Here is a 13052-nt window from a genome sequence, read left to right on the forward strand (position 1 = left end):
GGAGGCACACACGATGCGGACCGGCGGCACCCTACTCCTCAGCGCCTGCACGGCGGTGCTGCTCCTGACCGCGGCATGCGCCCCCGGCGAGCCCGGCGCCCCGGCACGGCAGCCGCAGGGCGCCCCGGCCAGGCTGCTCATCACGCCCGCCGACGGCACGCGGAAGGTGGCCCCGGACGCCGGCATCACCGTCAAGGTCGCCGACGGCCAGGTCACCGGAGTGGTCGTCACCGACGCCGACGGCCGCCAGATCAGCGGCAGCGCCGGCGCCGACGGCACCTGGCGGCCCCAGTGGCCGCTCAAACCCTCCGCCACGTACACCGTGCGGGCACGCGCCGTCGGCACCGACGGCCGGCAGGTCACCGAACGGGTCACGTTCACCACCCTCAAACCGGCGCGGGTGATCGACGGCGGCATGTCGCCGATGGACGGCGAGCGCGTCGGCGTCGGGATGCCCATCCAGCTCACCCTGTCGAAACCGGTGCCGGCGCGGGAGGACCGCGCGGCGGTCGAGCGCGCGCTGACGGTGGAGATGTCCAAACCCGTCGAGGGCTCCTGGAGCTGGGTGAGCGACCGGGAGGTGCAGTACCGGCCGCGCTCGTACTGGCCCTCCGGTCAGGAGGTCACCGTGGTCGCGCACCTGGCCGGGCTGCGCGTCGGCCGCGGCACCTGGGGCGTCAAGGACCGGCGGGTGACCTTCACCGTCGGCGCCGAGCACATCACCAAGATCCGCAACGGCACCCACCGCGCCGTCGTCCGCAACAACGGCAAGGTCGTCAGGACCATCCCCATCAGCCTCGGCAAACCAGGCTTCGAAAGCTGGTCCGGCACCATGATCGCCCAGGAGAAGGCCCCCGACATCATCATGGACTCCGCCACCATCGGCCTGCCCGGCCTCTACCGGACCCGCACCAAATGGAACATCCGCATGACCTACAGCGGCATGTTCTTCCACGCCGCCCCCTGGTCCGTCGGCGACCAGGGCCACCGCAACGTCAGCCACGGCTGCGTCAACGCCAGCACCTCCCACGCCCGCTGGTTCTACAACTTCACCCAGCGCGGCGACATCATCAAAATCGTCGGGACCAACCACAAACTCCAGTTCGGCAACGGGCCGACCCCGTGGGCCAAGTCCTGGGAGGAATGGCGAGCCGGCAGCGCCCTGTACACGCCCGACACCCCGGCCACACCCGCCACGCCGGCCGAGACGCCCCGGCCGAACGACGCCTGACCCGTCACACCCGCGCACCGCCCCCGTCGCTCTTATAGTCACAATCAGCGGCCCACCGGGACCAACCCACACAGATCGGTCCCGGTGCCTGACGACCGCCCACGCTGACGGGGGCTTCCATGACCGCATCGGTCTACCTGCTGGTTCTCGGGGACCACCTGCCCGACCCGCGCACCGGCGTCTCACCACCCGAGCGGGAACGCCTGCGCGCCGTGATCGAACAGGCCGTCGCCGCCGAACAGGCCGGATTCACCGGCATCGCCATCGGCGAGCACCACTTCACCCGCTACATCGTCTCCGCGCCGCAACTCCTGCTCGCCGCAATCGCCGCCCGCACGACCACCCTGCGCCTGTCCACCGGCGTCACCCTGCTCGCCCACCACGACCCCGTACGCGTCGCCGAAGAGCTCGCCACCCTCGACGCGCTGTCGGACGGACGGGCCGAGCTCATCGCCGCCCGCGGCGTCTCCAGGGAGACCGACGCCGCCTTCGGCATCACCCCCGCCGAGTTACGGCCACGCTTCCACGAGAACCTCCGGCTGCTGCTCACCCTGCTGCGCGAGGAGAACGTCACCTGGCACGGCACATACCGCGGCCCGCTGGAGAACGTCACCACCGCCCCTCGGCCCGTACAACGACCCCACCCCACGGTCTGGATCGGCAGCGGATCACACGCCTCGGCGGACCTCGCCGCCACCCTGGGACTGCCGCTCATGCTGCCCAGCACCCTGCGCGACCCCGCCGTCCACCTGGACCTCGTCACCCACTACCGGCGCCGCGCCCCCGGCCGCGCCCCCGTCCGCGTCGGCCTGCCCAGTCACGTGTTCGTCGCCGAACGCGACGCCCGGGAACGCTGGCGGCCCCACCTACGCACCTACGCCGCCTTCGCCGGCCGCTGGCGCGGCGACGGCGCCGCGATCGACCTCGACAAGCTCATGGCCGGAGCGGCGATCTGCGGCGACCCCAACGAGGTCGCCGACCGCCTCAACGCCCAGCAGAAACTGCTCGGCCTCGACACACACCTGCTGCTGATCGACATCGGCGGGCTCCCCCAGGACGAAGTGCTCAGCGCGATCCGCCTGTTCGGCGAAAAAGTCCTCCCCCAGCTCACCACCTGACACAGCGGCAGCTCCGAGCCAGCTGTCACTTCCCGATCCGCCACAAGCGATAAAAACTCGCACGGCAATTGAACCGCGACCCCGCCCCCTGCGTACCTGGCGACATGCTGCACCGTGTACGGTCCATCGCGGCGTCCTGCCTCATCCTCATCGGCGTGAGCCTGGCCGTGTCCACCTTCCTCACCCCCGACCCGGCCCTCACCACGACCGCCCACGCCGCGACCGCCCACCGGCACGCGACACAGCCGTCCCCTCCCGGCGATCAGCCCCTCCCCGCCGCCGACCTCGAACAGCTCCAGCGAGCCGTCGCCTGCACCGACCCGAAACCCCAGGTCGACGCCACCGAACTACGCGAAGTCATCTGCCACACCCCCGCGGGCCGCTACACCCTCCTGACCTTCGCCACCCAGGCCGGCGCCCGCGCCTGGCTCGACGAAGCCCAACCGTACGGCGGGACCTACCTCGTCGGCGACCGATGGACCGTCGTCGCCACCCCCGACCTCCTGACCGACCTCCGCGCCCGGCTCGGCGGCCGACTCGAAGGACATCACAAGCCGTCTACACCGGCACCCGCTGCGTCCTGACCTGACCCCGCCGAGCAGCGCCGGCGAACCGCCGATCGCCCGCCACCGACCGCTCACCAGCCCAGACCCGCCAGAAAACCGATCAGCGCGGCATTGACCTCCGCGGGCCGCTCCAGCGGCGGCAGATGCCCCGTCCCCGGCAGATCGAGCCGCCGCGCACCCCTGATCCCCTCCGCCAGCAACCCCGACACCGCCTGAATCCCCGGCACGTCCTCCAACCCGTTGATCACCAGAGCGGGACAGCCGACCTCACCCAGCCGGCCCTTCGCCGACAGATGCCGCTCCGGCACCGGCGGACAACTCCAGGAACGCTCGAACACCCGGCGCATCATCGCCAGCGCCAGCTCCCACACCTGCGGATCCAGATCCTCCGCCCCCCGATCCGGCCCCGCCACCTGCCACAGCGCGTGCGCACGGGCGAAGGCGTCCAGATCCTCGGCAAGCACCTTCTCCGCCGTGCCGTCGTGGTAACGAGCCAGCCGATCAGCCGGAACCGTGCTGTGCACCCGCTCCCGCGCCTGCGCCAGCATGTCCTGCGGCCACACATGACCCGACAACCCCGAAGCGATCAGCACCAGCCCCGCCACCCGGTCCGGCGCCACCAACGCCGCCTCCACCGCGTACGAGCCGCCCATCGAATCACCCACCAGCACCGCCCGCTGCACGCCGAGCCCGTCCATCACCCGCAGCAGATCCCGGTGATGAACGACCTCACCCACCGGATCAGCCGACTCGCCGTACCCCCGCCAGTCGTAACTGATCACCCGATGACCAGCGGACAACACCTCACGCTGATGCCTCCACATACGCCGGTCCGCGATGCCCGCGTGAATCAGCACCAGCGCGGGCCCCTCACCGACCTCCTCGCACGCCAGACCATCGATCATCACCATGTCCCACAGCCTAGGAGCGCAACCCGCACCCCCACGGAAAGGTTCGCAACCGGCGTACCCGCCACCGGCTCAGCGTCAGGACCGTCAGGACGGATCGACCCAATGCAACGCGACGTACGGCACGGCCTGACCCTTGGTATGGGTGAGCAGTGCCACACCACCGCGACCATCACCATCTCGTAAGAAGTGACACAGCCCAGCACATCTACGGTGGTCGCCATGAGCACCCTGCGAAGCGCCGCCGCCGCGATGACCACGCTCACCCTGCTGACCGCCGCATGCGCCACCACGCCCCGCGACCAGCCGGAACAGCAGGCCACCGACACCCCAGCATCCGCGCCGGCCACACCCACCGGCAGCAACGAAGAGACACGCAAGGCCACGGCACCCGCCGCACTGCGCTTCACCACCCGGACACTCGACGGCAAAACCTTCCAAGGGGAAAGCCTCGCGGGCAAACCATCGCCTTCTGGTTCTGGGCGCCATGGTGCCCCAAATGCCTCTCCGACGCCCCCGCCGTCAAAGCGGCGGCCACCCAGCACAAAGACGTCACATTCATCGGAATCGCCGGCCTGGACACCGAAGCCGCCATGAAAGAGTTCGTCCAGCGCACCGGCACCAGCGACCTCGTCCACCTGTCCGACGCCAAAGGCGCCATATGGACGAAACTCGGAGTCACCGAACAGTCCACCTTCGTCTTCATGAAACCAGACGGCACACTCGAAAAAGCATCCGGACCACTCGGCCAGAACGGACTGGAGAAGCACCTCCGCACACTGACCGCCCAGTAGACGCCATGACCTCCCTCACCCAGACACCACTCGCCCTGGCACTCACCGCCGGCATGGTCGCCGCCTTCAACCCATGCGGCTTCGCCATGCTCCCGGCCTACCTCACCCTCCTGATCAACGACAAAGAAACCCGCCCCATCCGCCAGGCCCTCATCCTGGCCACCGCGATGACCGTCGGATTCGTCACCGTCTTCGGCCTGTTCGGACTGATCGTGACCATACTGGCGGTATCAGTCGGCACCCACCTGCCATGGGCCACCCTGGCCATCGGCGCGATTCTGGCCGGACTGGGCCTGTGGCTGCTCTCCGGCCGCGAACTCGTGCTCCACCTCCCAGGGCTCGCCACCGGCCGCCCCACCACCGCACCCCTGTCGCTCTACGGCTACGGCCTGTCGTACGCCGCCGCCTCCCTGTCATGCACAGCCGGACCGTTCCTCGCCGTCACCTCCGCCGCACTGTCCGGACAAGGCATAGGCGGCGGAGCCGCGGCCTTCACCGCCTACGCACTCGGCATGGGCCTGATCATCGCCATCCTGTCGCTGACGGTCGCACTCGCCCGCGCCACCCTCGTGACCCGGCTGCGACGACTGCTCCCCTACATCTCCAGAGCCAGCGGCGCCCTGCTCACCCTCGCGGGCCTGTACGTCCTCTACTACGGCTGGTACGAACTACGCGTCTTCGCAGGCCAGAACACCCACGACCCGATCGTGAACGCGGCGACCGCAGCACAGACCACCATCGCCGGCTGGATAGCCGAACTCGGCCCAGGACGGCTCGCCCTCGCACTCGGCCTCCTGCTCACCCTGACGACCCTCATCCTGCGCACGACACGCCGCCGCGACCCAGCCCCCTGAACGACTGGACTCTCCCACACCGGGAGACCCCATGCTGAGGGCTCCGACCCGGGCAACCACCCCGCCCGGCCACCCCACGAAGCCCCAGGAGGCACCCCATGACACCGCAACTGGTCCACCACGGCCCCACCACCTGCCTCAACGTCACCGGCATGGGCGAACCCGGCGGCACCGAACACCTCTCCGCCATCAGAGCCCTCCACGCCGTGGCCGCCGCCATGGGCGGCCCCGCCGGCCCCCTCGAAGGCCGCTGGTGGGTGGAGGACACCACCCTGCCGCCACTGGAAGTGCCCCGCGACCAGTGGCGATGGCACCTGCTGCTGCCGCTGCCCGACGTACCCGAGCCGGGGACGGTCGAGGCGGCGCGCGAGCAGGCCCGCGCGTCCGGCGCCGCCGTCGACCGCGTCCAGGTGGTCGTCTTCACCGAGGGCGAGTGCGTGGAGCTTCTCCACGAGGGCCCCTACAGCGAGGAGAAGGTGTCGCTCGACGTGATGGATGCCTTCATGGCCGAGCACGGCCTGGTACGCAACGGCCTGCACCACGAGATCTACCTGACCGACTTCACCGATCCCGAGCCCAAGACCCTGCTCAGGCAGCCAGTGACACGACGGTGAAGCTTCTGTGGTTGTTGAAGAGGTACGGGCGAAGCCCGTTCCATTGTTGATCTTGAGGGTTTTGTGCAGCCCCGGCGCCTTTACAATGTAGATTCGTAACTGCCGGTCACGGACGGGGCCGTCCAGCCGGCGAGCAGGCGCAGGGCCTCCTCGGTCGGGGACCCCGGCTCCACGTTGTACACGCACAACGTCTGGTCGGGGTCCCCCGGAGGCTGCAGGGACTCGTACGAGAAGTGCAGCTCACCGACCAGCGGGTGGTAGTAGCGCTTGGAGCCGTGCGTGCGCCGCAGCACCCGATGGTCGTTCCACCACGTGCTGAACTCCGGGCAGCGCAACGTCAGCTCCCCCACCAGGTCGGCGAGCCGGCGGTCCCCGGGGTAACGGCCGGCTTCGAGCCGCAGCATGGCCACGGTCTCGGCGGCGATCTGCTCCCAGTCCCCCGTGCGCTCCCTGGCGGCGGGATCCAGCAGGTAGTAACGGGCGAGGTTGCGCTGCGGAACGGGCAGGGCCTCGAAGTCCGTCAGCACGGTCCGGGCCAGGCGGTTGGCGGCCAGGATGTCCGTACGCCGCCCGACGACGAACGCGGGCACGTGGTCGAGCGTCCGCAACATCAGGTGGAGCCCCGGCCGGACGCGCTGCGGGCTGACCGGCGCCCGCCGGGCGGGCCGGGCGAGCAGGTCGGTGAGGTGCTCGCGCTCGGCGAGGTCGAGTTCGAGCGCCCGCGCGAGCGCCTCGACGACCTCGGGGGACGGGTTGCCGGCGCGGCCCTGTTCGAGGCGCGTGTAGTACTCGGTGCTGACCCCGGCCAGCCGGGCGACCTCGTCGCGGCGCAACCCGGGCACCCGGCGGGCACGCCCGTCGGCGGGCAGCCCCGTACGGTCGGGAGTGATCCTGGCACGCCGGGAACGCAGGAAGTCGGCGAGCTCGCGGCTACGGTCCATGTCTTCCATTGTGGCCGGACGGGACCCGGCGGCCCGCGGCGTGGGTGGCCCTGCCAGTACCAGCCTTCTGAGAACCTGCCTGGTCAGGGCGTGTCCTGACCCCCTGTCGAGGGGTCGCGGGGTGATGTGCTGAAGGGGCGGAACTCCGCAACGGAACCCGGAAAGGACCACCTCATGACCACGCACACTTCCGCCCGTCCCCTCGCCGGCCGCGTCGCGGTCGTCACCGGAGCCTCCAGCGGCATCGGCGAGGCCACCGCCGAGCACCTGGCCGAGCTCGGCGCGCACGTCGTCGTCCTGGCCCGGCGCGCGGAGCGCCTGGACGCCCTGGTCGCCCGCGTCACCCAGGCCGGCGGCCGAGCCCTGGCCCTCGCCGCCGACGTCACCGACGAGGCCGCGGTGCGCGCCGCCGCCGACCGCGTCGCCGACGAGCTCGGCGGCGCCGACCTGCTGTTCAACAACGCGGGCGTCATGCTGCCCGCGCCCGTCGAGGAGCTGGCGACCGACCAGTGGCGGCACCAGATCGACCTCAACATCACGGGACTGATGAACGTCATCGGGGCGTTCGTCCCGCAACTGGTCAAGGCGGCCGCGGAACGCGGCGTGGCCGACCTGGTCAACACCTCGTCGATCGCGGCGCAGAACATCTTCCCGAACTTCGCCGTGTACTCGGCGACCAAGGCGTACGTCACCCACCTGTCCCGGCACCTGCGCACCGAGCTCGGGCCGAAGAACGTGCGGGTGTCGGCGATCGAGCCCGGCATCGTCGGCACCGAGCTGCAGGACCACGTCACCGACGAAGGGGCGCTGGCCTGGCTGGAGGGGTCGAAGCAGGCGATGGAGTGGCTGACGCCGCAGGACGTCGCGCGGACGATCGGGTTCCTCGCGAGCCTGCCGCCCCGGGCGAACCTCCAGCAGGTCACCATCATGCCGACCGGTCAGGCGAGCTGACGCGGCGGCGAGGGCAGGGGCCGGCCGGGTCGAGCACCAGGGAAGGGACCCGGCAGGCCCCTGCGGGCGGGCGTTGACACCTCCCACCCTCGCCCGTCACGCAGAGTGACGTCAAGGCAGGTTTCTGTCACCTCCGCCGTCACGATCGGTCACCGGACGCGGGCCAGGAACACGTACTCACGGCCCGGCCGGTCCGGGGCGTCGCGGACCTCCTCCACGACGTACCCGTGGGCGTCCAGGTCCTGTTCGACCTCCTCACGCTCCCGGAACCGCAGCGTGGACTCCGACGTCAGCACCGCACCGTCGGCGGCGAACACCCACGTCCCCCGGAAGGTGACCAGCGGTCCGCTGACGTCGAGCAGGTCGAACCACTGCTCGACCCGGCCCACGCCCTCGACGTCGGTCACCCGGTACGACTCCGCGCGGTTCCACGCCAGCCACGCCCGGCGGGCCGGCACCCGCGTCTCGAACACCAGCCGCCCGCCCGGCCGCAACGCCCGGCGCACACCGTCGAGGGTGGCGGCCCAGTCGTCCGGCTCGACGACGGCCTGGGCGACGTTCGCGGTCATCGTGGCCAGGTCCGCGGCCATCGGCGGCAGCGCGCGGGCGTCGCCGTGGATCCAGCGCACCCGCCCGGCGCCCGGCTTGGCGCGGGCGACGGCCAGCGACGCCGCCGCCGGATCGACGCCGGTCACCTCCAGGCCCCGCGCGGCCAGCATCAGCGCGAACGTCCCGGTGCCGCAGCCCACGTCCAGCACACTGCGAGCGCCCAGCTCGGCCGCGATCGCCGCGTAGACGTCGAGGTCGGAGCGGTCGGGGTCGAGCGGGTCGTACACGGCGGCCAGCCGCGGGTCCTCGAACTCCTCGTTCATGCCGCGACCCTAGGCACGGAGCCGGACAGGCGCCACCGGTTAAACACCCGGTCAGGCGGCGGGACAGAATGGGCGCATGACACGTGCGGTGTACGTCGCGGCGGGCGAGGCGGAGAGCAACAAGGGCACGGTCGCCCTCGGCATGGTCGAGCTGCTGTCCCGGCAGGTGGGGGCGGTGGGCGTGTTCCGGCCGGTGGTGCGGGCCGGCCGCGAGGACAACCTCATCAACACCGTCCGCAGCCGCTTCCAGCTCGGCCTCCCCTACGACGCCTGCGCCGGCGTCACCTACGACGACGTGCACGCCGACGCCGACCGCGCCGCCGGCGACATCGTGGCCCGCTACCGCGAGCTGGCCGGGCGCTGCGAGGCCGTGGTGGTCGTCGGCACCGACTACACCGACGTGGGCGCGCCGACCGAGTTCGAGTTCAACGCCCGGCTGGCCGCCGACCTGGGCACGCCCGTGCTCAACGTGGTCAGCGCGAGGAACCGTACGGCCGCCGAGGTGGCCGCCGCCGTGGAGCTGTCGACGCGGCAGCTCGTCCACCACCACGCCCACGAGCTCGCCGTCGTCGTCACCCGCGCCGCGGAGCCGGCCGGGCTGCGGGCCGCGCTGGAGCATCCGACGCCCGTGTTCGTGCTGCCGGAGGCCCCGTCCCTGCGCGCCCCCACCGTCGCCGACCTGCTGCAGGCGTGCGACGGCGCGTTCTTCCTCGGCGACCGCGAAGGGCTCGGCCGCGAGGCGAGCGGGCTCACGGTGGGCGCGATGTCGCTGCCCAACATCCTCGACCGCTACACCGAGGGCACCGCGCTGATCATCCCGTCCGACCGGGCCGCCGCGCTGCTGCCCGGCCTGATCGCCGCCCACACCTCGCCGGGCTTCCCCTCGCTGTCCGCGGTGATCATGACGGGGGGCACGGAGCTGCCCGCGCCGGTCGAGCGCCTGCTGCGCGGCATGGTCATCCCCCTGCCGGTGATCGCGACCGACCGCGACACCTTCGACACCGCGACCCGCCTGTCGGCCGTGGAGGGCCGCTTCACGCCCGCCGCCGAGGGGAAGGTCGACACGGCGCTGCGGCTGTTCGCCGAGCACGTCGACGGCCAGGTGCTGCTGGACCGGCTGGCCATCGCCAGGACCGACGTCGTCACGCCGCTCATGTTCGAGTACGAGCTGCTGGACCGGGCGCGGGCCCGCCGCCGCCGCATCGTGCTGCCCGAGGGCGAGGAGCCGCGCATCCTGCGCGCCGCCGAGGTGCTGCTGCGCCGCGGCGTGGCCGAGCTGACCCTGCTCGGCGACCGCGAGCGCATCGCGGCGCAGGCCGCCCAGCTCGGCCTGGACCTGGACGGGGCGACCGTGATCAGCCCGTTCGACCCCGAGCTGCGCGAGCGCTTCGCCCGCGAGTACGCCGCGCTCCGCGCCCACAAGGGCGTCACCGTCGAGCTGGCCCGCGACACCGTCACCGACGTGTCCTACTTCGGCACGCTCATGGTGCACCTCGGCCTGGCCGACGGCATGGTGTCGGGTGCCGCGCACACCACCGCGCACACCATCCGGCCGGCGTTCGAGCTGCTGCGCCTCGGGCTGGTCTCCAGCGTGTTCTTCATGTGCCTGGCCGACCGGGTGCTGGTGTACGGCGACTGCGCGGTCAACCCCGACCCTGACGCGGCCCAGCTCGCCGACATCGCGATCGCCTCGGCCCGTACGGCCGCGCAGTTCGGCGTGGAGCCGCGGATCGCGATGCTGTCGTACTCGACGGGCGCCTCGGGCGCGGGCGCGGACGTCGACAAGGTGCGGGAGGCGACCGAGCTGGTCCGCAGGAGCCGCCCCGACCTGCCGGTGGAGGGCCCCATCCAGTACGACGCCGCCGTCGATCCCGCCGTCGCCCACGCCAAGATGCCCGGCAGCGAGGTGGCCGGCCGCGCCACCGTCTTCGTGGTGCCCGACCTCAACACCGGCAACAACCTCTACAAGGCGGTGCAGCGCAGCGCCGGCGCGGTCGCGGTGGGCCCGGTGCTGCAGAACCTCCGCAAACCGGTCAACGACCTGTCCAGGGGCGCGACGGTCGCCGACATCGTCACCACCGTCGCCATCACCGCCGCGCAGGTGCGCGACGACGTCCCGGCCGCACCCGTGACGAGCGGCGCGGACGTGGCGCTCTCCCCCGGCGCCCGCCGGTGAACGCCGTACGTGCCGCCACGGACGCCGACATGCCCGCCGTGCGGCGCATCGCCCGCCGGTTCGGGCTGCTGACCGGCTGGCCGCAGGGGGCCGACTTCCTGGACGCCGAGCGCGCGTTCGGCACCCTCCTGATCGCGCGCACTCCCGCCGAGGACGCCGCCGGGTTCGGCGGGACGCTGCGCCGGGCGGATCTCACCCACCTCGGCGACCTGTTCGTGCTGCCCGACCGGCAGTCCGGCGGCGTCGGCCGGGCCCTGCTGGCCGAGTTGCTGGCCGGCGACGGGCCGAAGGTCACCTTCGCCAGCTCCGACCCCCGCGCCCTGGCCCTCTACGTCCGGCACGGGTTGCGTCCCTGGACCCCGCTGCTCTACCTGACCGGGCCCGCCGCGCCGCTGCCCGCGCCGCCCGTCCGCGCGGCCCTGCCGGCGGAGGTCGCCGACGCCGACGCCCGCGCCTCCGGGGGCGCCCGCCCCGGCACCCTCTCCTGGTACGCGGCCCAGCCCAACGTCACCCTGCACGTCACCGACGGTGACGGCTACGCCTTCGCGCGCCGCTCGGGCGACGACACCTTGATCGGCCCGGCGGGCGGCGACACCTCAGGCGACTGCGCGGACGCGGTGCTCGGCGCCCTGGCCGCCACCGGCGCGCGGACCGGGCGGATCGCCATCCCCGGCCCGCATCCCCTCGTGCCGCTGCTGCTGGGCGCGGGCTGGCACATCGCCGACCACGACACCTTCATGGCCGACGAGGCCGCGCTCGCCCGGCTGCGCCCCGACAGGTACGTCCCCCACCCCGACCTAGGCTGAGCCGTCGCCGGACGCCTTCGCCGCCGGCCAGGGGAAGGCGTCGCGGTGCGGACCGTGGTCGGGGTCGAACTCGTGCCGGATGCGGGCGCAGTCCTCCAGCAGCGCTCCCTGCAGCGTCCGCAGCCGGTCGTCGCGTGTCCGGCCGAACATCGACTGCGACACGTGCTGCTGCCGCTCGCCCTCGCGCAGGGCGGCGCGCAGCTCCCGCAGGTCCTCCTCGCGTCCGCGGCCGAGCTGCAGCCGCCCGAACGTGCCGAACAGCCTTGACAGCGCGTCCAGCTCCTCGGCCAGCGGGCGGGGAACCTCGGCCGCCTCCTGCGCCGGCAGCCCGCGCACGCCCGACACGAGGTCCGCCAGCCCCCTGGCCACGCCCCTCAACTGGTGGCAGGCGTGGTCCAGGCAGGTCGCGGCCTCGGCCACCTGCCGCAGCCTGCGGTCGTAGCGGCGGCGGCGCAGCGACAGGCGTACCGACTCCTCGGCCTGGTCGCTCGCCTCCTTGGCCTGCTCCAGGCGCCGCGACAGGTCCCTGGCCCGCTCCAGCCAGTCGTCGGCCGCGTCCTTGCCCCAGTCGGAGCGCAGGCCGTCGGCCATGTCCTGGGCCAGCTCCGACAGCTCGCCGGACAGCTCGCCGAGCTCGCGCATCGCGTTGTCGACGAAGCGCGGCGGCAGGATCAGCAGGTTCGCGGCGATGCCGATGGCCGCGCCCAGCAGCACGTCGCCGAGCCGGGCGAAGCCGTAGGTCTTGCCCAGTGCGAGCACCAGCAGCGCCGTGATCGGGATCTGCACGTTGCGTTCCGGCAGGTTGAGCAGGCGGGTCAGCACGAGGCCCGCCAGCACGAGCACGCCCAGGGTGAGGGCGTTGACGCCCATCAGCCAGATCAGCGCCGAGGCCGCCGCCATGCCGACGAAGACCGCGCCGACCTGCTGCACCCCGCGTACCACCGTGTCGTACGCGGTGGCGGAGATCGTCAGCAGCACGCCGATGGGCACGAGCACCGGCAGATCGACCTTCAGCACGTACGCGGCCAGCCACCAGCCGAACATGCACGCGACCGTCACCTTGATCGTCTGGATGAGCTCCTCGCGCTCCAGCTGCAGCCAGCGCCCGAGCCCCTGCCGGTGGATGTTGGCGAGCGCCGCCGCCCCGCTCCGCATGATGCGCCCGAGCGGGGAGCCGCCGTCGTCGCGCCCCCGTCCCGGTTCGGTGTCCATGTCTGTCCC

At 72.2% G+C, this 13052-nt stretch carries 13 protein-coding genes; 9 read left to right on the forward strand and 4 right to left on the reverse strand.

Annotated features, from left to right (window positions below; translation table 11 throughout):
• The first annotated feature begins 13 nt into the window (after positions 1–13).
• From AC27IY_RS12265 to AC27IY_RS12275, 3 genes are all read left to right on the forward strand, one after another.
• Positions 14–1231, forward strand: a complete 1218-nt coding sequence (locus AC27IY_RS12265) for a L,D-transpeptidase (protein ID WP_487178013.1) — start codon at positions 14–16, stop codon at positions 1229–1231.
• Between the two features lie 119 nt (positions 1232–1350).
• Positions 1351–2349, forward strand: a complete 999-nt coding sequence (locus tag AC27IY_RS12270) for an LLM class flavin-dependent oxidoreductase (RefSeq protein ID WP_487178014.1) — start codon at positions 1351–1353, stop codon at positions 2347–2349.
• 104 nt (positions 2350–2453) lie between these two features.
• Positions 2454–2933, forward strand: a complete 480-nt coding sequence (locus AC27IY_RS12275; RefSeq protein ID WP_487178015.1) for a hypothetical protein — start codon at positions 2454–2456, stop codon at positions 2931–2933.
• Between the two features lie 53 nt (positions 2934–2986).
• Here the strand turns inward: AC27IY_RS12275 and AC27IY_RS12280 are convergent, their stop codons facing one another.
• Positions 2987–3826, reverse strand: a complete 840-nt coding sequence (locus AC27IY_RS12280; protein WP_487178016.1) for an alpha/beta fold hydrolase — start codon at positions 3824–3826, stop codon at positions 2987–2989.
• A 278-nt stretch (positions 3827–4104) separates the two neighbouring features.
• Between AC27IY_RS12280 and AC27IY_RS12285 the strand changes: the two genes are divergently transcribed.
• The 3 genes from AC27IY_RS12285 to AC27IY_RS12295 all read left to right on the forward strand — a co-directional run bounded on the left by AC27IY_RS12285 (position 4105) and on the right by AC27IY_RS12295 (position 6085).
• Positions 4105–4617: a TlpA family protein disulfide reductase gene (locus AC27IY_RS12285; RefSeq protein WP_487178017.1), complete on the forward strand. Its 513-nt coding sequence runs from the start codon at positions 4105–4107 to the stop codon at positions 4615–4617.
• A gap of 5 nt (positions 4618–4622) precedes the next feature.
• Entirely contained in the window at positions 4623–5471 is an 849-nt protein-coding gene (locus AC27IY_RS12290; RefSeq protein WP_487178018.1) for a cytochrome c biogenesis CcdA family protein, read from the forward strand.
• 98 nt (positions 5472–5569) lie between these two features.
• Positions 5570–6085: a GyrI-like domain-containing protein gene (locus AC27IY_RS12295; RefSeq protein ID WP_423448028.1), complete on the forward strand. Its 516-nt coding sequence runs from the start codon at positions 5570–5572 to the stop codon at positions 6083–6085.
• 80 nt (positions 6086–6165) lie between these two features.
• On the opposite strand, the gene AC27IY_RS12300 is transcribed toward AC27IY_RS12295, so the two are convergent.
• Positions 6166–7026 (reverse strand): helix-turn-helix transcriptional regulator, encoded by an 861-nt coding sequence (locus AC27IY_RS12300; RefSeq protein WP_423471053.1) that lies wholly within the window; start codon positions 7024–7026, stop codon positions 6166–6168.
• A 174-nt stretch (positions 7027–7200) separates the two neighbouring features.
• On the opposite strand from AC27IY_RS12300, the gene AC27IY_RS12305 reads away from it, so the two are divergent.
• Positions 7201–7977, forward strand: coding sequence for an SDR family oxidoreductase (locus AC27IY_RS12305; protein ID WP_344216094.1), 777 nt, complete (start codon positions 7201–7203; stop codon positions 7975–7977).
• 149 nt (positions 7978–8126) lie between these two features.
• Here the strand turns inward: AC27IY_RS12305 and AC27IY_RS12310 are convergent, their stop codons facing one another.
• On the reverse strand, positions 8127–8849 hold the full coding sequence (locus AC27IY_RS12310; RefSeq protein WP_487178019.1) for a class I SAM-dependent methyltransferase: 723 nt from the start codon (positions 8847–8849) through the stop codon (positions 8127–8129).
• 76 nt (positions 8850–8925) lie between these two features.
• Here AC27IY_RS12310 and pta point away from each other — a divergent pair, with 76 nt between their 5' ends.
• Positions 8926–11025 carry a phosphate acetyltransferase gene (gene pta / locus AC27IY_RS12315; RefSeq protein ID WP_487178020.1) on the forward strand — a complete coding sequence of 700 codons (2100 nt, stop codon included), beginning with the start codon at positions 8926–8928 and terminating at the stop codon, positions 11023–11025.
• On the forward strand, positions 11022–11831 hold the full coding sequence (locus tag AC27IY_RS12320; protein ID WP_487178021.1) for a GNAT family N-acetyltransferase: 810 nt from the start codon (positions 11022–11024) through the stop codon (positions 11829–11831). The genes pta and AC27IY_RS12320 overlap by 4 nt, the downstream gene beginning before the upstream one ends.
• On the opposite strand, the gene AC27IY_RS12325 is transcribed toward AC27IY_RS12320, so the two are convergent.
• Complete coding sequence (locus AC27IY_RS12325; RefSeq protein WP_487178022.1) at positions 11823–13043, reverse strand: FUSC family protein; 1221 nt, start codon at positions 13041–13043, stop codon at positions 11823–11825. The two genes, AC27IY_RS12320 and AC27IY_RS12325, sit on opposite strands and share 9 nt — an antisense overlap.
• Between the last annotated feature and the right edge of the window lie 9 nt (positions 13044–13052).

This window comes from Nonomuraea sp. B208, from assembly GCF_057536035.1.